This window comes from Burkholderia gladioli (genome assembly GCF_000959725.1).
Classification (GTDB): domain Bacteria; phylum Pseudomonadota; class Gammaproteobacteria; order Burkholderiales; family Burkholderiaceae; genus Burkholderia; species Burkholderia gladioli.
The window spans coordinates 1,030,603-1,056,592 of the sequence record NZ_CP009323.1 but is presented as its reverse complement, the minus strand read 5'-3'; the positions used below and the strand labels follow the sequence as shown (position 1 = coordinate 1,056,592).

The following is a 25,990-nucleotide window of genomic DNA, read 5'->3' as shown; positions in this document are numbered from 1 at the left end:
GCCCGGCAACGCTCGGGGAACGCCGGAATCCGATCGACAGGTCAACGCCAAGGCAGCTTCGCCAATCCCAGCACGGGTCAGATCGATCCGACGTTCAGAGGCGATCTTAGACTGAGTGTCCCAGCAATTGCCACGCCGACTCATCGAAGGCTCGAGCTTGTGTGATTGGCAGAAGCGACGCCATTCGTCACTGCCGTATTGACTCCCCTGGTCGGAATGAACCAACACGGATTGCTTCGGTTGGCGGCGCACAATCGCCATCAACAGCGCGTCGAGAACCAGCTCGCGAGCAAGCGTGGGCTTCATTGCCCAGCCCACAACTTTTCTCGAATAGAGGTCCAGTACTACCGCCAGATAAAGCCAGCCCTGCCAAGTTCGCAGATACGTGATGTCCGTGACCCAGGCACGGTCTGCCGCTTCGACGGTGAATTGTCGGTTCAGTCGATTGGGCGCGAGAATCGACGCCCGGCCAGCAGCGCGACGAGGCGACTTGTATCCTCGAATCGCCTTGATACCGTTGCGTTGCATGATTTTGGCCACTCGGTTCTTGCTGCAAACTTCACCCACCTCGCGTAGGTCGCAGCACACGCGACGCGCACCATAAACGCCGTAGCTGGCTGTATACGAGTCCCGAATCAGTCCAAGCAGCCGCTGATCCTCGGTATCTCGGTCAGACATCGGGAAATGCAGCCAGTGATAGTAGCCCGCACGCGCAACGTCCAGCATTCGGCACATCGTAGCGACACGAAATTCATGCCGATGGTCGTTGATGAAGCGATACTTCACTCGGGCTCCCTGGCAAAGTATCGCGCGGCTTTTTTTAGGATGTCTCGTTCTTCTTCGAGACGACGCATCTGAGCTCGCAGGCGAAGCACCTCCTGCTTGGCTTCCAATAGTTCGCTGGCTTGCGCCTCGGACTTGTCGGGCTTGACCGCCTTGACCCACTTGTACAGGCTATGAGCAGATACGCCCAGCCTGGCCGAAACTTCGGCCACGGAGTAGCCCCGCTCGGTGATTTGCCGAACCGCTTCCTGTTTGAATTCCGGGGTAAATCTCTGTGCGCTCATGACGACCTCCTATGCTCAAATCATAGGCCAGCGGCGTCTAGTATTCCCTGGGCAGTCCAATCATAGGCCAGCGGCGTCTAGTATTCCCTGGGCAGTCCACTTTGGTTAGTCCGTCCCTCTCCGGACGGCTCGTGGAGTGAGATTAAGATGCTTACCAACAATTTCGGTGCGGATAACCTTTCTGAGTTTCCTTAAACGGAAACGGTAGAAGAAATGAACCCCGCCTTTGAGCGGGGTTTCTTGTTTCTGGGTTCAGCCGGTCTCGTACATCGATGCGAGGCCGTCGCCGCACGCCGCCGAAAGGGGGATTTGAAGCTTACTTCACGGTTTCGGTATCGAGCTTCCTGCCCGTATCGGCATTGAAGCGCTCGACGTATTCCTCGATCAGCTTGCGCAGCGCCTTGCCGATCTTGCGGTAATCCGATTCGTTGAGGTTTGCCAGCGACACGCGCCCCGAGGGATGCGCGGTGCCGAATCCGCGGCCCGGCAGCAGCACCACGCGCGCATCGCTGGCCAGCCGGAACAGCAGCTCCGAAGGCTCGGTGTTCTCGAACAACCAGTCGACGAACTCGCGTCCGAAGGCTCGTTCGCCGAGGAATTCCAGATCGAGGATCGTGTAGTAGTCGACCTGGTTCGGATCGTCGTCCTCGAACGAGATGCCCACTTCCTCGTACAGCGCGCGCTTGCGGCTGCGGATCAGCCGCTTGAGCGCGTTCTTGTAGGCATCGGGCGTGTCCATCAGCGAGAACAGCGAGAACAGCACCATCTGCACCTGCTGCGGCGTCGAGAGGCCGGCCGTGTGATTGAGCGCCACGGTGCGGCTGTCGGCTACCAGGCGATCGATGAACTTCAGCGAGTCGGGGTCGGTGGTGATCGACTCGTAGCGCGCATGCAGCTCGCGCTTCACCGCCTTCGGCAGCTCGCCGATCAGGCGGTCGAGCACGTTGTCGCGATGCGTCGCGATGGTGCCCAGGCGCCAGCCCGTCGCGCCGAAATACTTGGAGTACGAATAGACCAGGATGGTGTTCTTCGGCGCGAGCGCGAACAGGGAGACGAAATCGTCGGCGAAGGTGCCGTAGACGTCGTCGGTCAGCAGCACCAGGTCGGGGCGCTCCTCGACGATGCTGGCGATATAGCGCAGGCTCTCGTCGCTGATCTTCACCGAGGGCGGGTTGCTCGGGTTGACCAGGAAGAAGGCCTTGACCTTCGGGTCGCGCAGCTTGTCGAGCTCCTCGTTCGAGTACTGCCAGTTGTTCTCGACCGAGGCGTTCAGGTTGACGACGTTCAGCTGGTAGTCGTTGAGCTTGGGGATCTCGATGTAGGGCGTGAAGATCGGCATGCCCAGCGCGATCGTGTCGCCCGGCTGGATCAGCCGGTTCTCGCGCATCGTGTTGAAGATGTAGGTCATCGCGGCGGTGCCGCCCTCGACCGCGAACACGTCGAACTCGCCGACGAAGGGATGCTTGCCGATCATCTCGCGGCGCAGGTACTGGCCGACGATCTGCTCGGACAGCGCCAGCATGCGATCGGGCACCGGGTAGTTGGCGCCAAGGATGCCCTCGCACATCTCGTAGAGGAAATCGCCGGCCGACAGGCCAAGCTGGTCGCGCACGTAGGACACGGCGCCGCGCAGGAAGCCGATGCCGGGCTTGTCCTTCTCCTCGCGCAGGAACAGCTCGAAGCGCTCGACGATGCCCTCGTGCTTGGGAAAGCCGCCGATGCCTTCCGGCATGTAGGCGAACGAGCGCTCGGCCTCGCGCATCGCGAACAGGCCGAGCTGCCAGAAGCCGTGGCGCGGGATGGTGGCGAGGAAGTTCGGGTTGCCGCGCCCGGCATTGAGCATGGTCGCATTGGCCGGGCGCGCCACCGCCGCGCCGCCGGCCGCCTTGATCAGTTCGTCCTTCAGCTCGAACGGGCTGAGCGCCGCGAATTTGGCCCGGTCGTCCTGCTTGTTCTTGCGTTTCGCCATGATACGGACTCCATCCTAGGTGACTGCCTGGGCACGCCCTCTGGTGGCCGTTGCCGCCGGCACAGTGGAAAACGAAAAGCGACGCGTCCTCGCTCAGACCAGGCCGACGACCAGCGGTCCCAGCAGGGTCAGCAGCACGTTGGCGATCGCATAGGTGATCGCGAACGGCACGGTCGGCACGGCGCTCTCGGCCTTGTCGAGCACGCCCCCGAAGGCGGGATTGGCGCTGCGCGAGCCGCTCAGCGCGCCGGCCAGGATCGCCGCGTTGCGGTAGCGCAGCACGTAGCGGCCGAACAGCATGGTCAGGATCAAGGGGAACAGGGTGACGAACACGCCGAGCAGGAAGATCGTCAGGCCGCTCTGCTTGACCGTGGCCACCGCCTGCAGCCCGGAGTTCAGGCCGACCACGGCGACGAACACGGCGAGCCCGAAGTCCTGCAGCAGCCGCGAGGCGGCCGAGGGCATCACGCCGTACATCGGATGCTTGCCGCGCATCCAGCCGAACAGCAGGCCCGCGAGCAGGCAGCCGCCGCCGGAGCCCAGCGTGAGCGGTATGCCCGCCAGGTTCACCACGACCAGGCCGAGCAGCAGTCCGACCACCAGCCCGACGCCCATGTAGATGAAGTCGGTCTTGTTGGTATAGGGCAGTTCGTAGCCGGTTTCGTCGGCAGCCCGCCTGGTGTCCTGCGGCGATCCGTAGAAGGTCACCACGTCGCCGTGCATCAGCTCGGTCTCGGGCAGGATCGGCAGCGGCTGGCCCGCGCGCGTCACGCCCTGGATGAACACGCCGTGGCGCAGGTCGCGGTCGACATTGGCGCGTACCGCCGCGATCGTCGTGTGGTTCATGCCCTTGCGCGTGAACACGGCCTGGCGCGTCTGCATCACCGCGCCGAAGCCGTCGCCGCCGGGCAGTTCGTCGCCGATGGTGGCGGCCGCATCGATGATGCCTTCGCGACGGCCGACCAGCAGCACCACGTCTTCGGCTCGCAGCATCACGTCGGGACGCGGCTCGACCGCCTTGCCGGCGCGCCGGATCTTCTCGATCGTCAGGAAGTCCTGGTGCGCGACCTCGATCTCCTTCACGGTGCGCCCGGCGCCGCCGCGCACGCGGTACATGCGCCCGATCAGTTCCGGCAGCACGGCGACCTGTCCCGCGGCCGGCGCGGGCCTGCCGCCGGCCAGCGCCTGCTCGGCATCGAGCGCGGCCTCGCGCAGCCCCTGGCCCATGAACTTCGGCAGCACGTTCACGCAGACGATGATCGCGCCGAGCGAGCCGAACACATAGGTGACCGCGTAGGCGATGGCGACATCGGCCTGCATCGACTTGACCTGGTCGGCCGGCAGGCCGAGCCTGGCGATCGCGTCGCCGGCCGTGCCGATGATGGCGGACTGGGTCAGCGCGCCGCCCGCGAGGCCTGCCGCGAGTCCCTTGTTCAGGTGGAACAGCTTCGCGCAGACGATCACCGTGACCAGCGCGGAGACGGCCAGGAACACCGCCATGGCGATCTCGCGCAGCGAATTGCGATTCAGTGAATTGAAGAAGCCGGGACCCGAGTCATACCCGACGGCATAGATGAAGACCGCGAACATCACGGTCTTCACGCCGTCGTCGATGGTCACGCCGGCCTGGCTGATCACCACGGCCGCGAGCAGCGAGCCGCCGACGCCACCGAGCTGGAACTTGCCGAAGTTGATCTGGCCGATGAAGTAGCCGGCCGCCAGCGACAGGAACAGCGCGATATCGGGGGACTTCTGAAGGATGTCGTGAATCCAGTTCATCGTGTCCTCGTGCGAAATGGAGAGAATGCTTCGTCGGCCTCGGCGGGCCGTTACGGAGCGTGACGACGATCGTATGGTGGGGCTTGGGTAATGATGAGGACGCCGTAGCGATGCCCGCGTTCAAGTTCCGGACGGGATGGCTCGCTGGCAGTCGTCAGCGGCAGGAGGCGGGCAGGCGGTACGGTGCTGGTCACGGATGAACAATGGCTCGATAGGAAAGGCGATTTCACGGCAATGCCGAACAACCTTCCGCCACAATCCATGAGCGGTTGCGCCGGGACGAGCGAGCTTCCCGCTCGCCGACGACGATCCGTTCGTGCCTGTCGAGCAGGCGTATCTCGATCGGGACGGCCCTGATTCCCGCTGCGTACCTCATGGCCGAACCATACGACCATGCCTCGTGCAGTCATGCCCGGTCCGGGCGATGCATCGCCTCTTGCGCCGGCATTTTCGAGATAATGATCGCCGGCAAATTGAGTTGTCAACCTTCGAGGCGGCGAAGGCTTGATCGCCGTCCTGTCCGCGTGAAGCCGCGCGAGGGTGAGGCGCTTGCCGGCTCGCGAGCCGGTGTCTGTCGTGGTGGAATGTGTCGCTCGACGGGACATGCGCCCGACATCGGCATGGATTGCCGGGCGCGAGGCGTTACGGGCAGCGGTGCAGCGCTTGCCCGCCGATCAGGATTGTCGGCAGGCGAGCGCGATGGCCAGCTGCCGCCCGCTTGGCCTTTGCGAAGCCGCTCCAGGGACGGGCGAGCGGCGACGCGGCTCAGCGCCCCGGCAGGATCGTGATGTCGCTGCAGTTGAAGAAGCCCTCGTTGCCCGCATCGCGGCGTTGCCAGTAGCTGTACAGCACGGCGTCGCCGGTGCGGCCGGCCGGCAGCGGCACGCTCAGCTTGTAGAACGAGGTGACGGTGCCGGGCAGGTGGCCGCCGTCGTTGGCCGGCTGCGGAGCCGGTGCCGGTGCGTCGTAGATCTTGTCGAGATCGGCCCAGCGCAGCGGCTGTTGCGGGTTGTAGCCGGGCTTGCTCAGGTAGATGCGCATCACCGACGGCGTGTGGCTCTGGGTGTTTTCCCAGGTCACGTCGATCTTGCCGCCCACCGGCGTCACGCGGGTCTTGCGCCAGGCCACGGCCGGCACGTCGATGCCGGATTTCTTCTTGTCGCCGCCCGCGCAGAGCAGGCCGTCGGGCACGGCTTGCTGCAGCTTCTCCAGGTCGTCGCCCTGGCCGATCGGGTTGGCCGAGAACTCGTTCCACTGCGTGAATGGATAGGCCGAGTTGCCGCCGTTCTGGTAGGCGGCGCGGCAATCGGTATGCGGGATGCCGCTGCCGTCGGCCGGATCCCAGTAGCCGCCCTCGAGCCGGCATTGATACTGGCGCGCGATCGGCGTACCGATCGCGCCGTGCGCGCCGGCTTCCTGCATGCCGGCCGTGAGCGCGGCCGCGCAGATCGGCAGCAGTGCAAACATCCGGGCGAATCTGGCGTGTTTCGCTTGCGTGGAAAACAATTGGATCGACATGATGGATTCTCTCGGAAATTATTCGTGTTTTTGATCAGGAGTGCGTAGTGAGAAGCCGTGTCGACGTCAATCGACGGCCTTGACGCGGCCTGCACGCCTTTCGGGAATATGCACAACAACATTACGCGATGCAAGCTTTCGATCGCGATATGAAAGCGTTGTTGACGGAATGAATTTATTCGGGATTTTTACTTTGGTTCATAAACCGGAAGATCGTTGACTTAGCTCGTATCAAGCCATTGAGAATGGCGATTTCTCGTCAATGAACCAGGATATTTTTCCGCGATTTTCTTTTTGTTTTTCGAGCGAGATCGAAGGCGATATTCCCGCCCTCGATCATGCCCCGGTGCCGCGCCTGCGGATCTGGCCCGGCGTCTCGCCGAAATGCATGCGCATGGTTGCGGTCAGGTGGCTCTGGGTGCCGAAGCCGCAGGCCATCGCGATCGCGAGGATGGTCGCCGAGCTGTCGCGCAGCATGGCCCGCGCGTGCGCCAGCCGCCGCTCGATCAGGTATTGCTTCGGCGTGCGCGAGAAGGCGGCCTTGAAGGCCTCGATCGTGTCGTATTCGCTGAGCCCGACCAGTCTGGCGAGATCGCCGACGCTGATCGAACGCGAGAGGTTGGCGTCGATGTAGCGATCGATGCTGGCTTCGCACAGATCGCGTGTGCCCGCGTCGACGCGTGTCGCATCGAGCGGCCGGTTGGGATTGCGCCGCCAAGTCGAACTCGGCGCCTCGCCGAAACGCCGCTCATAGGCCAGCAGGAAGCGGTTCGAGATGGCGAAGCCGTGTTCGCGCAGGGTTTCGACGAAACCCTGGGCGCCGCCGGCCGAGAGCAGGACGCGATGCAGCCGGTCGAGCCGCGCCTGGACGAGCAGCTCGGCCGAGGTCCGGCCGGCATGGCGACGGATCGCGTGTTCGAGCATGCCGGTCGCGCAGCCGAGCGCATGGGCGAGGGTGGTGATCGACTTCCAGCGCAGCGGATCGGCGCGGATCATGTCGATGGCGCTGCGCGCCAGCGTCTCGTCGGCGGGATGCGGGTTGGTGAAGCGCTGGCGATGTTCGTGAGGCTGGCCCTCGAGCAGCATCTTCATCATGTGCTCGACGATTCCCTGCGCGGCGGCCTCGGGCACAGGCGCCATGAGCAGCATCTGCCGCAGGCAGCCGGCGGCGAGGTTCCATTGCGCGGCAACATCGGCACGCAGCGGTTTCAGGTCGAACAGGATGGGGGCGTCGAGCGGCTCGCCCAGCCATTGCGCGGCGAAGCGGTTCAACTGCCCGGCATCGACATGGACCGACAGATGCGCGAGCCCCTCGTCGTGCGCGATGCAGGTGGAATTGCCGGTCGACGAGATCGGGATCACGTCGCCGGGCGCGCAATCGATGGCCAGGCGCCCGCGCGAATAACGGGCGCCGCCGCGTGTGCAGGACAGGATCAGGTAATTCGGTCGTGCCAGTTCGGAATCGAAGCGAAACGGGATGTCGTAGTCGACGTCGCAGATGCTGATGCCGTTCCAGGCCTGCCCGGCGATGCTGATCTCGCGCGCTCCGGCGCGATGCGCGGCGAAGCGGTTGTCCGCGTAGATTTGACTGATGAATGCCGAGACTTCGTCGGGGTCGGCGCTCTGGAATCGATGGTGTTCGACAGGAGCTGGCTGCATCGTATGCCTCGTGCGGCGTGGGGGACGACCACGCTTCGCGCGATGCTAGTCGCAAATGGCACGAACGAATGTCAAGCATGGTGAGATCGGCGTCGCCGCGCCACGACCGCCGCGTTATCGGATTCCGGCGTGAAATTCCCGACAAATCCCGCCGCGATTCATTCCTATACTGGCGGGTCTGGCTGGGTCCGGCCGGCGCGGCGCGTCCCGCAGCGCGCCCGGTATTGATCCGGACCCCGAACATTTTGGACGCGAGGAGAACAGCGATGGCGGATCACGGAATCAAGGGCAAGACGGCGCTGATCGCCGGCGGCGCGAAGAACCTGGGCGGGCTGATCGCGCGCGACCTGGCCGAACAGGGCGCGCGGGCGGTGGCGATCCACTACAACAGCGCGAGCTCGCGCGCGGCGGCCGACGAGACCGTCGCCGCGATCCGCGCGGCCGGCGCCGAGGCGGTCGCCTTCCAGGCCGACCTGACCACCGGCGTGGCGGTCGAGAAGCTGTTCGCCGATACCGTCGCGGCGATCGGCCAGCCCGACATCGCGATCAACACGGTCGGCAAGGTGCTGAAGAAAGCATTCACGGAAATCAGCGAGGCCGAGTACGACGAGATGACGGCGGTCAACGCCAAGACGGCCTTCCTGTTCCTGCGCGAAGCGGGCAAGCACGTGCGCGACAACGGCAAGGTCTGCACCCTGGTGACCTCGCTGCTCGGCGCCTTCACGCCGTTCTACGCGGCCTACGCGGGCACCAAGGCGCCGGTCGAGCACTTCACGCGCGCGGCGGCCAAGGAGTTCGGCGCGCGCGGCATCTCGGTCACGGCGGTGGGCCCCGGCCCGATGGATACGCCGTTCTTTTATCCCGCCGAAGGTGCCGACGCGGTTGCCTATCACCGCACGGCGGCGGCGCTCTCGCCGTTCTCGAAGACCGGCCTGACCGACATCGAGGACGTGGTGCCCTTCATCCGGCATCTGGTCAGCGATGGCTGGTGGATCACGGGGCAGACGATCCTGATCAACGGCGGCTACACCACCAAGTAAGTGCGCTCGGGCAGGCGGCCAGGCCGCCTGCTTCGGCGGGGCCCGCGCGCCGCCGCCGGGCCATTGCCGCCTCTTCCCGCATCCTCCGCGCCGCTCCCGCGCATCGTCCGCGGCTCGATCGGCCCGCGTCGCGCGCGCATGATTCGCCAGACGATTCACAATATTCGCACGCGAGTCACGTCTTCACGACGTTACACTCGATCGCGCGATGAAGCAGTGCCGCCAAGCCCGGCGAGCTCCCATCGGACACGATAAAATACCGCCGCCGCCCTCCTTTTCGTACGGTTCCTCGTCGCCGCAATCGACGATGCGTTTCGCCACGAGCGAAACCCGACCGACGGCGATGTGGCGGCCGCGCGGCCATCCCGCGCCATCCGTGTCGAATCGCGCACGCTACCCGGAAAAGTCGTCATGGAATATATCGATAGCTTGCGTATCTTCTGTTCGGTCGTCGAAGCCCGAGGCTTCACGCGTGCGGCCGACATGCTGGGCCTGTCCACGCCGGTCGTCTCGCGCGCGGTCGCATCGCTGGAGAAGCGGCTCGGCGTGCGCCTGTTCCATCGCACCACGCGGCAGATCTCGCTGACCGAGGCCGCCGAGCAGTTCTACGAAGGCTGCGTGCGCGTGATCGCCGATCTCGACGCGCTCGAGGAGGGCGCCTCGACCCAGGCGCGCGAGCCCAGCGGCGTGCTGCGCGTGATCTCGCATGCCACCGCCACCACCCATCGCCTGCTGCCGCTGATCGCCAGCTACAAGCGCAAGTACCCGAAGGTCAGCATCGACGTGACGCTGGCCGAGCGCCCCGTCGACCTGGTGGCCGAAGGCTACGACATCGGCCTGCTGCTGCCCTTCATGCTGACCTCGGACACGGTGGTCACGCGGCTGATGGAGATGATCCCGTTCGAGCTGGTGAGTTCGCCCGAGTACCTGGCGCGCGCCGGCACGCCCACGCATCCCTCGCAGATCGCCGACCACATGGTGGTGGCCTTCTCGACCTCGATCCGCAAGCCCGAAATGCGCTTTCGCGTCGACGGGGAGGCGCTCACGGTGCCGTTTCGCTACGAGATCGAGTCGAACAACGCGCCCTTCAATCTCGGCTTGGTTCTGAAGGGCTTCGGGCTCGGCATGCTGCCGACCTCGGTGGTCGAGGAATACCTCGAGAGCGGGCAACTGGTCTCGGTGCTGCCCGATTTTCCGCTGGTCGACATGGGCGCCGAGATCCGTCTGGCTTACAGCTCCCGCACCCTGCTGCCGGCCAAGGTGCGCAGCTTCATCGAGCACACGGTCGGCTTCTTCGAAAGCGCGAACGCACCGCTGCCGCGCTGAGCCGGCTCGCCCAGGTGCGTGCTCGCGCCGGCTTATCCTTTCATTTTCATTTCGCCGGCTGCGCCTCGGCATTCCCGGCAGACGCTTAAAATCCTTGCCGCGTCGATTCTTGTCGTGACAGTGATAATGGGTTGCGTCTGGCGGCGTTGATGACCCGGCCCTCCATCTCTAGTCTGTGCGCATGCACAGAAAGCCCCCCGATACGGACCACTGTTTTGCGATTCGCCAGGCCGCGCGTCATGTCTCCCGGTTCTACGAGTTGTATCTGTCGCAAGCCGGCGTGACGCCGTCGCAATTCAGCATTCTGCGTTTCCTGAGCGAGCAGGCCAGCGCGACCATGGCCGAGTTGGCACGCGCCACCTCGACCGATCGCACGACCCTGGTGCGCACGCTCAAACCCTTGCTGCGCGAGGCGCTGGTGTTGCAGACGCAGGACGAAGGCGGCGGTCGGCGGCAGCGTTTCACCTTGACGCCGGCCGGCCAGCGCCGCCTGGCGGAGGCGATGCGGCACTGGCATGCCGCGCAGGCCGCCTTCGAGGGCCGCTTCGGCGCGCCGCGCGCGCAGGCGCTCGACCAGGCGCTGGCCGAGCTGGCACGCGAGTTCGCGCCGGACGGCGCGCCGGTATGAGCGGCGCGCCCGGCAAGCCGCTGCACCTGCCCGCGCAGGCGCTGACGGTGCCCAGCGACGAGCATGGCGCGAGCCTCGGCTACCTGCTGACGCAGACGCACGCGCGGATGATGCAGCGGATCACCCATCGCGCGCTGGCCGAGCTTGGCGTGACGGGCGTGCAGGGCAAGGTGCTGTTCCTGCTGGCGGCCGGCCATTGCGAGACCGCGGCCGATCTCGCGCGCGAATGCTGCGTCGATGCCAGCGCGATCACGCGCGTGCTCGATCGCGTCGAGTCGCGCGGGCTGTTGCAGCGGGTGCGCGCGCTGGAGGATCGCCGGGTGGTGCGGCTGGCGCTCACCACGGCGGGCTGCGAGCTCGCGGCGGCCATGCCGGCGCTGTTCGAGGCGGTGCGCGACGAGGGCCTCGACGGGCTGGTCGCGGAGGAAGCCGAGGCGCTGGTCCGGATGCTGAAGCGGATTCTCGCGAACGGCGGCTGAGTTCGGCGCACGGGGCGGTTTCGGGCGCGCTTATTGTCTTTTAATAGTTGTCTAGTCCATCAATGCAGGGAGTCGTTTTCCTATGAATACCGTCACAGGCAGGATGGTGCGCCGCGGAGTCTCACGATGATCGCGCAGCCCACTCCGATCTCGCTGCGCGCGATCCGCGCGGCGTCGATGGCGACGCTGGCGGCCTTCGCGCTGGCCGGCTGCGCCAACTACATCGGCATCCACAGCGACAAGCAGATCACGCCGGCCACCCAGCTCGAGACCAGCCAGAGCCTGCCCGCCGAGGGCGGCCATTGGCCGACGCTCGACTGGGCGAGCCAGTTCGGCGATCCGCAGTTGCCGAAGCTGATCGACGAGGCGATCGCGGGCAACCCGAGCATCGCCCAGGCGCAGGCGCGCCTCGCGAAGGCTTCGTCCTACATCGAATCCTCGCGCGCCGCGCTGATGCCGAAGGTCGACGCGAGCTATTCCTGGACGCGCGAGCTCTACTCGGGCAACGGCCTGTATCCGCCGCCCTATGGCGGCAACTGGTACAGCGAGAACAACGTGCTGGCCAGCGCATCCTGGGAACTCGATCTGTGGGGCAAGAACCGCGAGCGGCTACGCTCGGCGGTCTCGCAGCAGAAGGCCGCCCAGGCCGAGGTGCAGCAGGCGCGCGTGACGCTGGCGGTATCGGTGGCGCGCACCTACAACCAGTTGGCCCAGCTCTATGCGCTGCGCGACATCGCCCAGCGCGAGATCGGCAATCGCGAGACGGTCGGCAGGATCACCGAGGGCCGCGTCGGCGCCGGGCTCGACACCAATGTCGAGCGCCAGACCGCGCGCGGCAACGTGGCCACCAGCGAATCCTCGCTGTCGGAACTGGACGGGCAGATCACCACCACGCGCTACCAGCTCGCGGCCCTGCTCGGCAAGGGCCCCGACCGGGGGCTGGCGATCGCCACGCCGGTGCTCAAGCCCGGGGGCGCGGTCGAGCTGCCCGGCAACATTCCCGCCGACCTGGTGGCGCGCCGCCCCGACCTGATCGCCGCACGCTGGCAGGTCGAGGGCGCGATGCACGACGTGAAGGAGGCGAAGGCCGAATTCTTCCCGGATGTGAACCTCGCCGCCGGTTTCGGCTTCGATGCCTTTGGCTGGGGCCAGTTCCTGAAGTTCGCGAGCCGCCAGGCGCAGTTCGGCCCCGCCGTGCACCTGCCGATCTTCGACGCCGGCGCCTTGCGCGCGCAACTGAAGGGGCGCTACGCCGACTTCGATCTGGACGTGGCGAACTACAACCAGACGCTGATCGGCGCGCTCAACGACGTGGCCACCCAGGTCGCCTCGATCCGCGCGCTGGACAAGCAGATGGGCGACGCGCAGCGCGCGCTCGACGCCCAGACGCGCGCCTACGATCTCGCCGTGATCCGCTACAAGGCGGGTCTCGCGCCGCAACTGCAGGTGCTCAGCGCCGACATCAACCGCTTGGGCGCGGAGCAGACCGTCACCAACCTGGTGATGCGTCGCCGCGACCTGCAGATCGGCCTGATCAGCGCGCTGGGCGGCGGCTTCGACGCAAGCGGCACGCCGCTCGCGGCACCCGACGCGAAACCGCGGGCTGCGCCCGCCACCGCGGACGTGCCGGGCGAGGCGGCGGCCACGCCGGCCGCTGCCGCCTCGGGCGCGCAGGCAGGCTGAGTTTCCGGATTTTTTTCGAATCGATAGTGGATCAGGCCCGTTGCGACAAGCACGGGCCACGACGGAGAACCTCGCGATGAGCGAACCCCAACAGCAAGCCGCGGCACCCGCCGCGCAGAACGGCAAGCGCAAGCGCATGATGACGCTGCTGATCCTCGCGATCGTGATCGCGGCGATCGCCTATGGCCTCTACTACTTCCTGGTCGCGCGTTTCCACGAGGAAACCGACGACGCCTACGTGAACGGCAACGTGGTGCAGATCACGCCGCAGGTCACCGGCACCGTGATCGCGGTGAACGCCGACGACACGCAGTCGATCCGCATCGGCCAGCCGCTGGTCAAGCTCGATCCCGCCGACGCGGCGATCGCGCTGCAATCGGCCGAGGCGAACCTGGCGCAGACGGTGCGCCGCGTGCGCGGCCTCTATGCCGACGACGACCAGTATCGCGCCCAGGTGGCCCAGCGCGAGTCCGATTTGTCCAAGGCGCAGGACGACCTGCGCCGCCGTCTGGCGGTGGCGCAGACCGGCGCCGTCTCGCAGGAAGAGATCTCGCACGCGCGCGACGCCGTGAAGGCCGCGCAGGCCTCGCTCGACGCCGCGAAGCAGCAGCTCGCCGCCAACGTCGCGCTGACCGCCAACACCACGGTGGCCAACCATCCCGACGTGCTGGCCGCCGCCGCCACGGTGCGCAACGCCTACCTCAACAACGCGCGCAACACGCTGCCGGCGCCGGTCACGGGCTACGTGGCCAAGCGCTCGGTGCAGGTCGGCCAGCGCGTCTCGCCGGGCACGCCGCTGATGTCGGTGGTGCCGCTCGGCCAGATCTGGGTCGACGCCAACTTCAAGGAAGTGCAGCTCGACCATATGCGCATCGGCCAGCCGGTGAGCGTGACGGCCGATATCTACGGCTCCTCGGTGAAGTACCACGGCAAGGTGATCGGCTTCTCGGCCGGCACCGGCTCGGCCTTCTCCCTGCTGCCGGCGCAGAACGCCACCGGCAACTGGATCAAGGTGGTGCAGCGCCTGCCGGTGCGCATCGCGCTGGACCCGCAGGAACTCGAACGGCATCCGCTGCGCATCGGCCTGTCGATGCAGGTCGACGTCGACATCAAGGACGAGAGCGGCAGCCAGCTCGGCAGCGTGCAGAACAGCGTCTACCAGACCGACGTGTTCGCCAAGTACGGCGACGAGGCAGACGCGGAGATCGCGCGCATCATCGAGCAGAACGCGGCCGGCGGCCCGGCGCGCGCGGCCCAGGTATCGCGTCCCGCCACGGCGCCGCGCGCCTGAGGCGGCGCCCGCGCCTTCCATCGGATCATGGCCATGGATTCCTCCACCGTCCCGCGCCCCCTCACGGGCGCCAAGCTCGCGCTCGGCACGGTCGCCGTGTCGCTCGCGATGTTCATGAACGTGCTCGACTCGTCGATCGCGAACGTGGCGATCCCGACCATCTCGGGCGAACTCGGCGTCTCGGTCGACGAGGGCACCTGGGTGATCACGATCTTCGCGGCGGCCAACGCCGTGTCGATCCCGCTCACCGGCTGGCTCACCCAGCGCTTCGGCCAGGTACGCCTGTTCGTCACCGCGATCCTGCTGTTCGTGCTGGCCTCCTGGCTGTGCGGGAGCGCGCCGAACCTGCCGACCCTGCTGGCCGCGCGGATCCTGCAGGGGGCCGTCGCCGGCCCGCTCGCACCGCTCTCGCAGGCGCTGCTGCTGGGCGCCTGGCCCAAGCAGAAGTCATCGACCGCGCTCGCGCTGTGGTCGATGACGACCCTGGTCGGGCCGATCGCCGGCCCCTCGCTGGGCGGCTGGATCACCTACGACTACAACTGGTCCTGGATCTTCTACATCAACATCCCGGTCGGCATCTTCGCGGCCGCGGTGACCTGGTCGATCTTCCGCGAGCGCGAATCGCAGACGCGGCGCCTGCCGATCGACACGGTCGGGCTGATGCTGTTGATCGTCTGGGTGGCCTCGCTGCAGGTGATGCTCGACAAGGGCAAGGATCTCGACTGGTTCAATTCGCCCTTCATCATCGCGCTGGCGATCGTCGCGGCGGTCGGCTTCGCCTTCTTCGTGATCTGGGAGCTGACCGAGAAGAACCCGGTGGTCGACATCCGCCTGTTCAAGCAGCGCAATTTCGCGGGCGGCACGATCGCGCTGTCGGTGGCCTACGGCATGTTCTTCGGCACCCTGGTGCTGCTGCCGCAGTGGATGCAGGAGTATCTCGGCTATCGCGCCGTCGATTCGGGGCTGACCACCGCGCCGCTCGGGGTGTTCGCGATCCTGCTCACGCCGCTGATGGCGCGCATCTTGCCGCGCACCGATGCCCGCTATATCGCCACCCTGGCCTTCATCAGCTTCGCCGCGGTGTTCTTCATGCGCACCCGCTTCTACACCGACGTGTCGAACTGGGACCTGGTGCTGCCGACCTTGCTGCAGGGCATCCCGATGGCGATGTTCTTCGTGCCGCTGACCGCGATCATCCTCTCGGGCCTGCCGCCCGAGAAGATCCCGGCCGCCGCGGGGCTCTCGAACTTCGGGCGGACCTTCTGCGGCGCGGTGGGCACCTCGGTGATCGGCAATGCCTGGAACAACCGCACGGTGCTGCATCACGAGCGGCTGACCGAGCAGGCCAACGCGACCAACCCCGACTTCAGCCAGTCGATCGACTCGACGCAATCGCTGCTGCATGTCGGGCGCGATACGGCGCATGCGCTGTTCAACCTGTCGGTCGACGGGCAGGCCGCGGTGATGGGGCTCAACGACGTGTTCTACATCTCGGCGCTGATCTTCATCGCGATCATCCCGCTGATCTGGATCACCAAGCCGGCACGTTCGAACGCGCCGGCCGACGCGGGCGGCGCGCACTGAACGCGCGAGCGGCCCGCCGTCCTCGAGGGGCGGCGGGCCGCTTCGTCATTGTCCTTCCGGTTTTCTTCCCGTTCGCCGGCACCGTCATGCGAAGGCATCGGTGCCGCGCACCAGCCGCCGCGCCAGGCGCGGCGCCTTCAGTTTCTCGATCCACCATTGCAGGGCGCGGCCCTCGCGATCGCCGCGCCAGGCCGCGTAGAGCAGGTTCGGCTCGCGCGGATCGGCGGTGCGCTTCTCGAGCAGCGCGCCGCTGGCGAGCAGCGAGGCGATCCGCTCGCGCGGCAGCCAGCCCACGCCGAGCGCCTCGCGCTGCGCGACGATCTTCGCCTGCATGGTGGGCAGGGCCAGCGAAGGCTGGCCGCCGAGCACGCCATAGGCGCGGCCGGCCGTGGCGCGCGAGGAATCGGCCACTACCACGGCGCGATGCCGGGCGATCGCCTCCCGCGTGAGCGGCACCCGCTCGCCGGCGAGCGGGTGCCGCGGCGAGACGGCGAATACCCAGTCCATCGCCCCCAGTTCGAGCCAGCGCAGGTTCGCCATCGCCGGCGGCTCGTTGGTGGCGCCGACGATCAGGTCGGCGCGGCCGTCGCGCAGCGCTTCCCAGGTGCCGCCCAGCACCTCGTGCGTGATGCGCAGCGCCACGCCCGAATCGAGCCTGTCGAAATCGTGGATCAGCGGCGCCAGCAGGGCGAACTCGATCACCTCGTCGGTCACGATCCACAGCCGGTCCTCCCAGCCGCTGGCGACCTGGCGCACGCGCCGGGCGAGCCGCGCCACGTCCTGCATCAGCCGCGCCGCGTCCTCGGCCAGCAGCTTGCCGGCTGGCGTGAGCTGCAGCCGGTAGCGGCGCCGGTCGAACAGCAGCGCGTCGAAGCGCGCCTCGAGCTGCCGCGCCGCGTGGGAGACTGTCGACGGCGCCTTGCCCAGGCGGGCGGCGGCCCGCGTCAGGCTGCCGGTCTCGCGGATCGCGTCGAGCAGGGCCAGTTCATCCTCGGACAACATGTTCGACTCCTTCGAACGTGTTCATCGACGGGATGGTACGGCAAGGCAAGTTGAGGCGTCCATCATGGCTGCACCGAAGTCGAACGACTTCTTCTCTCCAAGGAGCACCGACATGAACCGTTTCACCGGCAAGACCGTCCTCGTCACGGGCGGCAACAGCGGCATCGGCCTGGCGGCCGCCCAGGCTTTCGTGGCCGAGGGCGCGCGCGTGATCATCACCGGCCGCGACGCGGCCACGCTCGACAGCGCCCGCGCCTCGCTCGGCGCCGACGCGCTGGCGATCCGCAACACCACCGGCGCGGCGGCCGCCGCGCGCGAGCTGGCCGAGGCGATCGCCGCGGCGGGGCTGCGGCTCGACGCGGTGTTCATCAATGCGGGGGTGGCGAAGCTGGTGCCCTTCGAGGACGCCGACGAGGCGCTCTGGGACCTGACCTTCGACAGCAACGTGAAGGGCGCCTATTTCCAGATCCAGGCGCTGCTGCCGCTGCTGAACCGCGGCGCCTCGATCGTGCTGAACGGCTCGATCAACGCGCATATCGGCATGCCGACCTCGTCGATCTACGCGGCCAGCAAGGCGGCGCTGATCTCGCTGGTGAAGACGCTGTCGGCCGAGTTGCTGCCGCGTGGCGTGCGCGTCAACGTGGTGAGCCCGGGCCCGGTGAGCACGCCGCTCTACGACAAGTTCGGCTTCGACGCGGCGGGCCTCGCGGCGGCGTCCGAGCAGATCCGCGCCCAGGTGCCGCTCGGCCGTTTCGGCGAGCCGGCCGAGATCGCCTCGACCGTGCTGCACCTGGCAGCCAGCGAATCGGCCTTCATCGTCGGCAGCGAGATCATCGCCGACGGCGGGATGGGCACGCTCTGAGCGAGGGCCCGGCGGGGGTTCAGAAGCGTTCGAGCAGCTGGTGGTAGAGCATGCCGAGCTCGAGCGCGGGCTGGCGCCAGGCCGGGCCGCCGGGGAAGCGCCGGTGCCGCAGCCGCGCGAACAGCTCGAAGCTGTCGCGCTCGCCGGCGATCGCCCGCGCCACGGCGCGCCCGGCGATGCCAGTCAGCGCCACGCCGTGGCCGCTGTAGCCCTGCAGGTAGAAGTAGTTGGGATCGAGCGCGCCGAAGTCGGGCGCGCGATTGCGCGTGACGTCGACGAACCCGCCCCAGGCGTGCTCGATGCGTGCGTCGGCCAGTTGCGGGAACACCTCGATCATGCGCGTGCGGATGGCGGCCGTCAGTTCGGCCGGCGCCGCGCCCGCCGAGCTCGCGCGCCCGCCGAACAGCATCCGGTGGTCGGCCGAGAGCCGGTAGTAGTCCAGAAAGACATTGTTGTCGCAGATCGCCTCGCGGCCCGGGATCAGCGCGGCGGCGCGCTCGGCGCCGAGCGGCTCGGTGGCGATGATGTAGGAGGGCACCGGGCCGATGCGGGCCTCGATCGGCTCGGGCAGGAAGCCGCCGGGGCCGGCGTTGACGCAGGACACGACGTGGCGGCAGCGCACCTCGCCGCCGCGCGTGCGCACCAGCGGGCGCTCGCCGCGAACCACGCCGGTGACCATCGAATGCGCGAACAGCAGCGCGCCCTCGCGGCGCGCGGCCTCGGCCAGGCCGAGGCAGTACTTGAGCGGATGCAGGTGGCCCGAGAGCGGATCGTGGACGCCGGCCAGGTAGAGCCGCGAGCCGATGCGCGCGCGGATCGCGTCGGTATCGAGCCAGCTCAGCGAGGGATGGCCCCAGCGCTGGGTCGCGGCGTCCATCCATTCGCGCAGCTCCGGCACGCGGCGCGGCTTGGTGGCGACCGTCAGGTAGCCGCGCGTGAAATCGCAATCGATGCCGTGGCGCGCGATGCGCTCGGCGATCAGCTCGACGCCGGCCAGCGAAAGCTGCCAGGCCGCGCGCGCGCCGTCGCTGCCGAGCTGCCGCTCGATCTCGCCGTCCTTGGCGAAACCGCCGATCACCTGGCCGCCGTTGCGGCCCGAGGCGCCCCAGCCGGGGCGGTAGGCATCGAGCACGGCCACGCTCATGCCGGCCGCGCGGCAGTCGAGCGCGACCGACAGGCCCGAGAAGCCCGCGCCGATCACGCAGACGTCGACCTCGAGCGGGCCGTCGAGGACGGGATCGTCGGCGGCCGGGCGGGTGGCCGTTGCTTCGTAGTACGAGTCACGCGCGAGCGCGTGCGCATGCTGGAGGAAGGTCGGTGTCATGGGCGGGGATCGTCTCATGCGCGGCGGCATCCCGCAACGCCGCCGAAATGGGTCGCGCGCCGCGGCGGCCCCCGCGCCATGCTGGGCGCGCCGATCAGAACCGGTAGCCGAGGCCGGCCTGGATCACGTCGGTATCGCGGTCGTAACGGGTCACCACGCGGTTCCAGGTCACGCGCGTGAGCCAGCGCTCGCTGAGTCGGTAGCTCGCCGAGATCGACACGATGCCCGACAGGCGGCCGTCGCCGATGTCGTTGCCGCGGATGTTGCGCTGGTCGACGGCGATGTACATCCCGGCGCCCGCGCTGAGCGTGAGCTTGTCGTCGAAGAAGGCGCGCGTGGCCCACAGTTCGGAGGCCACGCCGTTGCGGCGCGTGGCGCGCTTCGAGCCCTCGTAGAGATAGGTCGCGGTCCAGTCTAGGTACTTCATCAGCCCGCGCCGGTATTCGAGGCTCGCGCCCAACGTGGAGGGCGAGCTGCGGCTGTTCAGGATGGTCTCGCCGACCATCCCGGTGATCTCGTTGTGGGTCACTCGGTCGAGCCGGCCCGCCGCGTAGTCGCGCGGGCCCGGCGTGTCGGGCGCGTCGAGCTGGTAGCCGATGCCGAACATCACCGAGGTGGTATCGGGGCCGCTGAAGGTGTGGACGCGGTTGAGCTGCAGCTGCGTGACCCAGCGATGCGAGGTGTAGTAGGCCGCGCGGATGCTCATCAGCACGCCCCAGCCGTGGGTGTTCGAATAACCGCGCCCTTCGGCGGCGGCCTCGGTATCGAAGTAGCGATAGGGGCCCACGCCCGCGGACAGCACGAAGCGGCGCTGCGCGAGCGGCAGTTGTCCCCAGAACTGCACGGACTGGCCGTCGCGGTGATGGCCCGGCAGGTGGCCTTCGTTGTACCAGGTGAAGCTGGCGGCGGCGTACTTGCCGAGGCTCTCGCGGTAGTCGAGCGCCCAGGCGGTGGTGTGCGTGCCGGCGCCGTAGAGCGGGCCGGCGAACAGGGCGAATTCCTGCGCCTGGGCCGGCGTGGTGTGGAGGGCTGCCGCGCCGAGCAGGGACGCGATCAGGGTCGCGCGTGGCAGCCGTGGAACAGGAAAGGCGGGGAGGGGCGAGCGGACCGGCACGGGATTGTTCCTGGGTTTGTCGATCGGGCGGCCATTGTGGCGCTTTTGTAAAAATGCTGTCGGGAAGCGGCGTCGCAGTTTGGCGACCGGGGATTACGACGGTAAGAAACGCGTGGCGGCGCCGGAAGCCATGGAGCCGCGCCAGCGCGCGGCCCTGCCTGCGTTTGCGAGGGGCGCTGCGCGCTGGCGTCGCATGACGGGCGTAAACGGATGTAATGCGGCGGATGTAATGCAACGGATGTAATGCGAGCGGTGCCGATCGGGGCCGGCGGGCCGCCGTCCGGGCCCGTTCGCGGCGCGCGATGCGCACGGCGGCGGTGGTTGGTCTACCATCGCATCAGCGACGATCGGCCGGCCGCTTCGCGGCCGTTGCCGGCGCGCTCCAAAACGGACAAGGAGATCCCATGCGAATCCTGCGTATCCTGAACACCGGCGTGCTGCTCGGCGCCTTCGTGGCGGTGGCCGCGCATGCCGAGACGGCGAAGCTGACGGCGAACCTGCAGCCCTCCAGCGAGGTCCCGCCGACAGCCACCAAGGGCTCGGGCAAGCTCGACGCGAGCTTCGACACGGCGACCCATACGCTGGTCTGGACCGTCAGCTACAGCGGCCTGACCGGCCCGGCGACCGCCGCGCACTTCCACGGCCCGGCTCCGGTCGGCCAGAACGCCGGCGTGCAGGTGCCGATCGCCAAGGATGCGCTGGCGAGCCCGATCAAGGGCTCGGCGGTGCTCAACGACCAGCAGGTCACCGAGCTGATGGCGGGCAAGTGGTACTTCAACGTCCATACCAAGGAGCACCCGTCCGGCGAGATTCGCGGGCAGGTCGAGCCCGCCAGCTGAACGCGCGTCGCGCGGGCGCGGCGCAGGCGCCGTTCCCGCGCACGGCCGATTCCCTGCCCAAGGAGGTTCGATGAGCTGGCAGTCCGAACTGGCTTGCTGGTTGCTGCGCCGACAGGTGCGGCCCAAGACGCTGTCGCCCGTGATCGACGTGCCGGGCACGCGCGCGCTGGCCGAGCGCCGGCGCCCGTTCCAGACGCGCGTGCCGGCCGGCTGGCAACTGCGCGAATGCTACGGCGCGGCCGACGCGCCGCGCGGCGAATGGCTGGAGCCCGTGAACGGGCGGGCCGCGCCGACCCTGCTGTACTTCCACGGCGGCGGTTATTACTTCTGTTCTCCCGCCACGCATCGTCCCCTGGTCTTCGCGCTCACCGCGAAGGCCGGCGCGCGCTCGTTCTCGGTCGATTACCGGCTGGCGCCCGAGGCGCCGTTCCCGGCCGCCCACGAGGATGCGCTGGCCGCCTACGCCGCGCTGCTAGAGGCCGGTGTCGATCCGGCCACGATCGTGCTCGGCGGCGATTCGGCGGGCGGCGGCCTGGCGCTGGCGCTGCTGGTGGCGCTGCGCGATCGCGGCGCGCCGCTGCCGGCCGGCGCGGTGCTGTTCTCCCCCTGGACCGACCTGGCCGCCACCGGCGAGACGCTGCGCAGCAACGACGGTGCCGACCCGATGTTCGCCGGCGCCGCGCTGGGTCGCGCCGCGCGCCTCTACGTCGGCGACGCGAGCCCGACCGATCCCTATGTATCGCCGCTCTATGCCGATCCGGCGGGCCTGCCGCCGCTGCTGATCCAGGCCGGCAGCACCGAGGTGCTGCTCGACGATTCGCGCCGTTTCGCCGAGCGGGCCCGCGCGGCCGGCGTCGAGGTGGACCTGCAGGTCTGGCCGCGCATGCCGCACGTCTGGCAGATGGCGGTGCCCTTCATGCCCGAGGCGCGCCGCGCGCTGGACGATGCCGCGGCCTTCGTGCGGGGCGCGGCGGCGCCGCCGCGCGAGGCTCAGGTGGCGATCGCCTGATAGGCGGCCTCGACGGGCGCCGTGCCGTATTTGCGCTCGAGCCGGCGCACCGCGAAGTGGCCGTGCGCGGCCTGCTGGAAGTGGTCGATGAACAGCGTGTTGACGGTGGCGCCGAGCACCGCGCCGAGCGCCGGGATCGACTTGGCGGCGATCTGCTCGGTCACCTGCGCCGAGAAGCGCGAGGCGATCGACTGCACCAGCCGCAACAGGGCCGCCGAGCCATGCGTGGCGAAACCCTTCGAGGCGATCTCGGACGAAGCCTTCGATACCGCTTGCGCGAGCGCGCCACGCAGCACGAAGTAGCCGAAATCGGCATCGCGCTCCGCCTCGCCGTCGCCCGATTGCCTGCCCGCGTTGGCGAACCCGCCGCCCATGCCGAGCACGGCCAGGCATTGCAGCTGGGCGTCGATCGAGCTCAGGTCCTCGCCCTCGCTGCGCGCGATATCGCAGATCGAGCGGAACATCAGGGTGGTGGTGACCGGCAGCTCGACCGGCAGCGCGAACAGGCCGAAGGCGCCGCCCGCCGCGCCGGTGGTGGCCACCGCGAGCTTGTGCAGGAAATTGCTGGGCTTGTCGGGCGTCTCGCCCGCGCTGGCCACGCCGCCGGACTTGCCGAGCGTGCGCAGCGCCAGGTGCAGGCACTTGCGCAGCGCGATCTCGGTGGCGTCGTTGATCTTGTCGGTGGCGAAGCCGGGCAGCCTGGCGATCATCTTCTCGATCGGCGCGCCCACCACGCTGGTCAGCTTCATCGTCAGGGACGGGCTTTCGAGCGCCAGCTTGGCGCGCCGCAAGGTGTCCAGGTCCTCGGGCGACAGGGTGGCGCCGACGGCGCCTGAAATGGGTTCCATATCTCTCCCATGAGCAGGATCAGGCAAGACGCCATCGGCGTAGCCTACCCGTGCATGCTATTATCTCGCAATCGTTGACTCGTCAAACGTTGCGCGATCAAAAGATGGCCGTCCATACCCGAGCCCACCATTCGAGTGGGCAAGTCCTGCCGTTTCGTGAATCCCTGTTGGCAATGCTGGGCATTTCCTTCGTCACGATGCTGGTCGCCTTCGACCAGACCGTGGTCGGCACCGCCTTGCCGACCATCGTGGCCGAGCTGCGCGGCTTCGATCTCTACGCCTGGGTCGCGACCTCCTACCTGTTGACCTCGGTGATCACCGTGCCGATCTTCGGCCGGCTGGGCGACTATTACGGCCGCAAGCCCTTCGTGATCGCCTCGATCGTGGTGTTCACCGCCGCCTCGGCGCTGTGCGGGATGGCGGGCAGCATGAGCTTCCTGGTGGCCGCGCGGGTGCTGCAGGGCATCGGCGGCGGGATGCTGGTGGGTACCGCCTTCGCCTGCGTGCCCGACCTGTTCCCCGATTCGGTGGTGCGCCTGCGCTGGCAGGTGCTGATGAGCACCGCCTTCGGCATCGCCAACGCGATCGGCCCCTCGCTGGGCGGCTTTCTCACGCAGTTCTGGGGCTGGCGCTCGGTGTTCTACGTGAACCTGCCGTTCGGGCTGCTCTCGCTGTTCTTCGTGATCCGCTACCTGCCGCACCTGCGCCATGCCAAGCACGAGGGCAAGATGCGCCTGGACTGGCCCGGCGCGCTGCTGATCGCGGTGGCGCTCGGCGCGCTGCAGTTGTTCGTCGAATGGCTGCCCAGGCGCGGGCTGCTGGGCTGGCCGGCGCTGCTGCTGTTGATCGCGGTGCTCGCGGGCCTGGCGCTGTGGCGCTGGGAAAAGCGCATCCCGCATGCGCTGCTGCCCACCGACATGTTCGCCAACCGGTCGCTCGCGATGCTTTTCTCGCTGGCGGTCCTGGCCGGCTTCTCGATGTTCTCGCTGCTGTTCTTCGCGCCGCTGCTGTTCCAGGGCGGCTTCGGCATGTCGCCCAAGGCGGCCGGCGTGGTGATCACGCCGCTGGTGGTGTTCATCACCATCGGCAGCATCCTGAACGGGCGCATCGTGACGCGCATTCCCAGCCCGAACGCGATGCTGCCGACCGGTTTCGCGCTGCTGGCGCTGGCCTGCGCGGGCATCGCGCTGTCCTCGCACAGCACGCCCCAGGCGGTGCTGCTGGCGGTGATGGTGGCCGGCGGCATCGGCCTGGGCTTCGTGCTGCCGAACCTGACCGTGTTCGCCCAGCAGACCGCCGGCCGCGAGCACCTGGGCATCGCCACCGCGCTGCTGCAGTCGCTGCGCATGGTTGGCGGTATGATCGGCACGGCGCTGACCGGCACCCTGGTCAACCAGATGTACGCCGGCGGCGTGCGCGAGGCGCTGGGCGGCGATCGTGCGCTGCAGTGGTTCGCGCGCCTGTCCGATCCGCAGATCCTGATCGACCGCGAGGCGCAGGCGCGCGTGGTGGCCGAGCTCACCCAGCAGGGCCATCCCGGCGCGCAGTTGCTGGAGGCGGCGCGCGCCTCGCTGGTCGGCGCGATCCATCTCGGCATCGCGATCGGCGCGCTGGTGGCGGTGATCGCGGTCTGGCAGAGCCGGCGCGTGCCGCCGATCCGCCTGCGCAGCAAGATCGAGCCCGCCGTGGTCGCCGAATGAGCGGCGCGGCCGGCCCGCAAGCCGGGCTTCAGCCCGGGTTCCGACCCGGGGTTTCATTGTCATCGTCGTTCTGAATCATGGAAGCACAAGACCGCGTCGCGATCCTTCAACAATTCGGGCGCACCTATCGCGCGTTCCTTTCCGCCTTCGAGTCGCATGTGGGCCAGCCGATGCCGCGCTGGCGCATCCTGCTCGCGCTTCACAACGAGAACGGCACCGCCTCGCAGAAGCGGCTGGTCGAGCTGGTGCGCACCGATCCGGGCGCGCTGACGCGGCAGTTGAAATCGATGGAGGCGCTCGGCTGGATCGCGCGCGCGCCCGATCCGCGCGACAACCGCGTCACCAACGTGACGCTGACGGGCGAGGGCCGCGCGGCCTTCGACGCCTGCATGCCGCGGCGTACCGCGTTTCTCGACGAGACCATGTCGGCGCTGCCCGACGAGGCGCTCAATGCGCTGTCGGGCGCGCTCGCGCTGCTGGAGGCGCGCATCGCCGAGGTCGGCGCGGCGCCGGCCGAGGTGCCGGCCGGGATCGACCGCAACCGTTCGGCGGCCTGAGCGCGAGCCGCCCGGGCGGGGGGCGGGCGGTGGAGGAAATGGGCGGCGGGCGCCGCGAGGCGCGCCGCTGCCCTGGCGTTTACAGCTCGATGCGGGTGCCCAGCAGGGCCAGGAACTGCGCGAGCCAGGCCGGATGCGCAGGCCAGGCCGGCGCGGTGACGAAGGGCGCGTCGGTGACGGCCGCATCGACCGGGATATCGGCGTATTCGCCGCCGGCCAGCCTGACCTCGGGCGCGCAGGCCGGGTAGGCCGAGATCTTCTTGCCGCGGATCACGTCGGCGGCGGCCAGCAACTGCGCGGCATGACAGATCGCCGCGACCGGCTTGCCGGCCTCGACGAAGGCGCGCACCAGCGCGATCACCTTGGGATCGAGACGCAGGTATTCCGGCGCGCGCCCGCCGGCGATCGCGATCGCGTCGTAGCGTGCCACGTCGACCTCGTCGAAGCTCGCGTTCAGCGCGAACAGGTGGCCGGGCTTCTCGGTGTAGGTCTGGTCGCCCTCGAAATCGTGGATCGCCGTCTTGATCTTGTCGCCGGCGCGCTTGCCGGGGCAGACCGCATGCACGGTGTGGCCCACCGCCTGCAGTGCCTGGAACGGCACCATGGTCTCGTAGTCTTCGGCGAAATCGCCGGTCAGGAAGAGGATCTGCTTGGCTGCCATCATCTGCTCCGCGGGTTGAAGACGGGAGCGGGCAGTGTACGCCTCGCGTCG

The 25,990-nt window shown here is 68.2% G+C and carries 20 protein-coding genes and 2 pseudogenes; 12 read left to right on the top strand and 10 right to left on the bottom strand.

Annotated features, from left to right (window positions below; all coding sequences use genetic code 11):
- Positions 1 to 117: 117 nt before the first annotated feature.
- The 5 genes and pseudogenes from BM43_RS39260 to BM43_RS21575 form a co-directional block, all read right to left on the bottom strand.
- Positions 118 to 1,067 (bottom strand): annotated as a pseudogene (locus BM43_RS39260) (IS3 family transposase); the annotation flags it as partial.
- A gap of 316 nt (positions 1,068 to 1,383) precedes the next feature.
- Positions 1,384 to 3,036 (bottom strand): bifunctional aspartate transaminase/aspartate 4-decarboxylase, encoded by a 1,653-nt coding sequence (locus tag BM43_RS21590; RefSeq protein ID WP_036049164.1) that lies wholly within the window; start codon positions 3,034 to 3,036, stop codon positions 1,384 to 1,386.
- Positions 3,037 to 3,129: 93 nt separating this feature from the next.
- Complete coding sequence (gene aspT, locus BM43_RS21585; RefSeq protein ID WP_036049167.1) at positions 3,130 to 4,815, bottom strand: aspartate-alanine antiporter; 1,686 nt, start codon at positions 4,813 to 4,815, stop codon at positions 3,130 to 3,132.
- A 780-nt stretch (positions 4,816 to 5,595) separates the two neighbouring features.
- Positions 5,596 to 6,276, bottom strand: a pseudogene (locus tag BM43_RS21580) (lytic polysaccharide monooxygenase); the annotation flags it as partial.
- 393 nt (positions 6,277 to 6,669) lie between these two features.
- Positions 6,670 to 7,992: an AraC family transcriptional regulator gene (locus tag BM43_RS21575; RefSeq protein ID WP_036049171.1), complete on the bottom strand. Its 1,323-nt coding sequence runs from the start codon at positions 7,990 to 7,992 to the stop codon at positions 6,670 to 6,672.
- Between the two features lie 266 nt (positions 7,993 to 8,258).
- Between BM43_RS21575 and BM43_RS21570 the strand changes: the two genes are divergently transcribed.
- The 7 genes from BM43_RS21570 (at position 8,259) to BM43_RS21540 (ending at position 16,023) form a co-directional block, all read left to right on the top strand.
- Complete coding sequence (locus BM43_RS21570) at positions 8,259 to 9,032, top strand: SDR family oxidoreductase (protein ID WP_036049174.1); 774 nt, start codon at positions 8,259 to 8,261, stop codon at positions 9,030 to 9,032.
- A gap of 411 nt (positions 9,033 to 9,443) precedes the next feature.
- Positions 9,444 to 10,358, top strand: a complete 915-nt coding sequence (locus BM43_RS21565) for a LysR family transcriptional regulator (RefSeq protein WP_013699387.1) — start codon at positions 9,444 to 9,446, stop codon at positions 10,356 to 10,358.
- Positions 10,359 to 10,539: 181 nt separating this feature from the next.
- Positions 10,540 to 10,986: a MarR family winged helix-turn-helix transcriptional regulator gene (locus BM43_RS21560; protein WP_036049177.1), complete on the top strand. Its 447-nt coding sequence runs from the start codon at positions 10,540 to 10,542 to the stop codon at positions 10,984 to 10,986.
- Complete coding sequence (locus BM43_RS21555) at positions 10,983 to 11,465, top strand: MarR family winged helix-turn-helix transcriptional regulator (protein ID WP_036049180.1); 483 nt, start codon at positions 10,983 to 10,985, stop codon at positions 11,463 to 11,465. Before BM43_RS21560 ends, BM43_RS21555 begins: the two co-directional genes overlap by 4 nt.
- 126 nt (positions 11,466 to 11,591) lie before the next feature.
- Positions 11,592 to 13,148: an efflux transporter outer membrane subunit gene (locus tag BM43_RS21550; RefSeq protein ID WP_036049183.1), complete on the top strand. Its 1,557-nt coding sequence runs from the start codon at positions 11,592 to 11,594 to the stop codon at positions 13,146 to 13,148.
- Positions 13,149 to 13,224: 76 nt separating this feature from the next.
- Positions 13,225 to 14,439, top strand: coding sequence for an EmrA/EmrK family multidrug efflux transporter periplasmic adaptor subunit (locus BM43_RS21545; RefSeq protein ID WP_036049185.1), 1,215 nt, complete (start codon positions 13,225 to 13,227; stop codon positions 14,437 to 14,439).
- Positions 14,440 to 14,472: 33 nt separating this feature from the next.
- Complete coding sequence (locus tag BM43_RS21540) at positions 14,473 to 16,023, top strand: DHA2 family efflux MFS transporter permease subunit (RefSeq protein ID WP_042284464.1); 1,551 nt, start codon at positions 14,473 to 14,475, stop codon at positions 16,021 to 16,023.
- Between the two features lie 84 nt (positions 16,024 to 16,107).
- Here BM43_RS21540 and BM43_RS21535 read toward each other — a convergent pair whose 3' ends face one another.
- The gene (locus BM43_RS21535) at positions 16,108 to 17,025 is read right to left on the bottom strand and encodes a LysR family transcriptional regulator (protein WP_036049188.1); all 918 of its coding nucleotides are present in this window, start codon (positions 17,023 to 17,025) and stop codon (positions 16,108 to 16,110) included.
- A gap of 112 nt (positions 17,026 to 17,137) precedes the next feature.
- On the opposite strand from BM43_RS21535, the gene BM43_RS21530 reads away from it, so the two are divergent.
- Positions 17,138 to 17,887 carry an SDR family oxidoreductase gene (locus tag BM43_RS21530; protein ID WP_036049191.1) on the top strand — a complete coding sequence of 250 codons (750 nt, stop codon included), beginning with the start codon at positions 17,138 to 17,140 and terminating at the stop codon, positions 17,885 to 17,887.
- Between the two features lie 19 nt (positions 17,888 to 17,906).
- On the opposite strand, the gene BM43_RS21525 is transcribed toward BM43_RS21530, so the two are convergent.
- Both BM43_RS21525 and BM43_RS21520 read right to left on the bottom strand, forming a co-directional pair.
- Positions 17,907 to 19,211 carry an NAD(P)/FAD-dependent oxidoreductase gene (locus BM43_RS21525; RefSeq protein WP_036049194.1) on the bottom strand — a complete coding sequence of 435 codons (1,305 nt, stop codon included), beginning with the start codon at positions 19,209 to 19,211 and terminating at the stop codon, positions 17,907 to 17,909.
- Positions 19,212 to 19,305: 94 nt separating this feature from the next.
- On the bottom strand, positions 19,306 to 20,325 hold the full coding sequence (locus tag BM43_RS21520; RefSeq protein ID WP_036049197.1) for an outer membrane insertion signal protein: 1,020 nt from the start codon (positions 20,323 to 20,325) through the stop codon (positions 19,306 to 19,308).
- A 404-nt stretch (positions 20,326 to 20,729) separates the two neighbouring features.
- Between BM43_RS21520 and BM43_RS21515 the strand changes: the two genes are divergently transcribed.
- Positions 20,730 to 21,164, top strand: coding sequence for a CHRD domain-containing protein (locus BM43_RS21515; protein WP_013699377.1), 435 nt, complete (start codon positions 20,730 to 20,732; stop codon positions 21,162 to 21,164).
- A 70-nt stretch (positions 21,165 to 21,234) separates the two neighbouring features.
- The gene (locus tag BM43_RS21510) at positions 21,235 to 22,173 is read left to right on the top strand and encodes an alpha/beta hydrolase (protein ID WP_036049199.1); all 939 of its coding nucleotides are present in this window, start codon (positions 21,235 to 21,237) and stop codon (positions 22,171 to 22,173) included.
- Here the strand turns inward: BM43_RS21510 and BM43_RS21505 are convergent.
- Positions 22,155 to 23,021: an EcsC family protein gene (locus BM43_RS21505; RefSeq protein WP_013699375.1), complete on the bottom strand. Its 867-nt coding sequence runs from the start codon at positions 23,019 to 23,021 to the stop codon at positions 22,155 to 22,157. The genes BM43_RS21510 and BM43_RS21505 overlap by 19 nt on opposite strands.
- Before the next feature lie 104 nt (positions 23,022 to 23,125).
- Between BM43_RS21505 and BM43_RS21500 the strand changes: the two genes are divergently transcribed.
- Entirely contained in the window at positions 23,126 to 24,721 is a 1,596-nt protein-coding gene (locus BM43_RS21500; RefSeq protein ID WP_036049202.1) for an MFS transporter, read from the top strand.
- Positions 24,722 to 24,798: 77 nt separating this feature from the next.
- Positions 24,799 to 25,278, top strand: coding sequence for a MarR family winged helix-turn-helix transcriptional regulator (locus BM43_RS21495; protein WP_036049207.1), 480 nt, complete (start codon positions 24,799 to 24,801; stop codon positions 25,276 to 25,278).
- Positions 25,279 to 25,357: 79 nt separating this feature from the next.
- Here BM43_RS21495 and BM43_RS21490 read toward each other — a convergent pair whose 3' ends face one another.
- The gene (locus BM43_RS21490; protein ID WP_013699372.1) at positions 25,358 to 25,939 is read right to left on the bottom strand and encodes a DJ-1/PfpI family protein; all 582 of its coding nucleotides are present in this window, start codon (positions 25,937 to 25,939) and stop codon (positions 25,358 to 25,360) included.
- Positions 25,940 to 25,990 lie beyond the last annotated feature (51 nt).

Coding starts and splice junctions, on each gene's coding strand:
- BM43_RS21550 (WP_036049183.1), top strand. CDS start 11,592: ATGATCGCGCAGCCCACTCCGATCTCGCTGCGCGCGATCCGCGCGGCG.
- aspT (WP_036049167.1), bottom strand. CDS start 4,815: ATGAACTGGATTCACGACATCCTTCAGAAGTCCCCCGATATCGCGCTG.
- BM43_RS21515 (WP_013699377.1), top strand. CDS start 20,730: ATGCGAATCCTGCGTATCCTGAACACCGGCGTGCTGCTCGGCGCCTTC.
- BM43_RS21490 (WP_013699372.1), bottom strand. CDS start 25,939: ATGGCAGCCAAGCAGATCCTCTTCCTGACCGGCGATTTCGCCGAAGAC.
- BM43_RS21555 (WP_036049180.1), top strand. CDS start 10,983: ATGAGCGGCGCGCCCGGCAAGCCGCTGCACCTGCCCGCGCAGGCGCTG.
- BM43_RS21570 (WP_036049174.1), top strand. CDS start 8,259: ATGGCGGATCACGGAATCAAGGGCAAGACGGCGCTGATCGCCGGCGGC.
- BM43_RS21545 (WP_036049185.1), top strand. CDS start 13,225: ATGAGCGAACCCCAACAGCAAGCCGCGGCACCCGCCGCGCAGAACGGC.
- BM43_RS21540 (WP_042284464.1), top strand. CDS start 14,473: ATGGATTCCTCCACCGTCCCGCGCCCCCTCACGGGCGCCAAGCTCGCG.
- BM43_RS21575 (WP_036049171.1), bottom strand. CDS start 7,992: ATGCAGCCAGCTCCTGTCGAACACCATCGATTCCAGAGCGCCGACCCC.
- BM43_RS21525 (WP_036049194.1), bottom strand. CDS start 19,211: ATGACACCGACCTTCCTCCAGCATGCGCACGCGCTCGCGCGTGACTCG.
- BM43_RS21530 (WP_036049191.1), top strand. CDS start 17,138: ATGAACCGTTTCACCGGCAAGACCGTCCTCGTCACGGGCGGCAACAGC.
- BM43_RS21535 (WP_036049188.1), bottom strand. CDS start 17,025: ATGTTGTCCGAGGATGAACTGGCCCTGCTCGACGCGATCCGCGAGACC.
- BM43_RS21500 (WP_036049202.1), top strand. CDS start 23,126: ATGGCCGTCCATACCCGAGCCCACCATTCGAGTGGGCAAGTCCTGCCG.
- BM43_RS21495 (WP_036049207.1), top strand. CDS start 24,799: ATGGAAGCACAAGACCGCGTCGCGATCCTTCAACAATTCGGGCGCACC.
- BM43_RS21565 (WP_013699387.1), top strand. CDS start 9,444: ATGGAATATATCGATAGCTTGCGTATCTTCTGTTCGGTCGTCGAAGCC.
- BM43_RS21510 (WP_036049199.1), top strand. CDS start 21,235: ATGAGCTGGCAGTCCGAACTGGCTTGCTGGTTGCTGCGCCGACAGGTG.
- BM43_RS21505 (WP_013699375.1), bottom strand. CDS start 23,021: ATGGAACCCATTTCAGGCGCCGTCGGCGCCACCCTGTCGCCCGAGGAC.
- BM43_RS21560 (WP_036049177.1), top strand. CDS start 10,540: ATGCACAGAAAGCCCCCCGATACGGACCACTGTTTTGCGATTCGCCAG.
- BM43_RS21590 (WP_036049164.1), bottom strand. CDS start 3,036: ATGGCGAAACGCAAGAACAAGCAGGACGACCGGGCCAAATTCGCGGCG.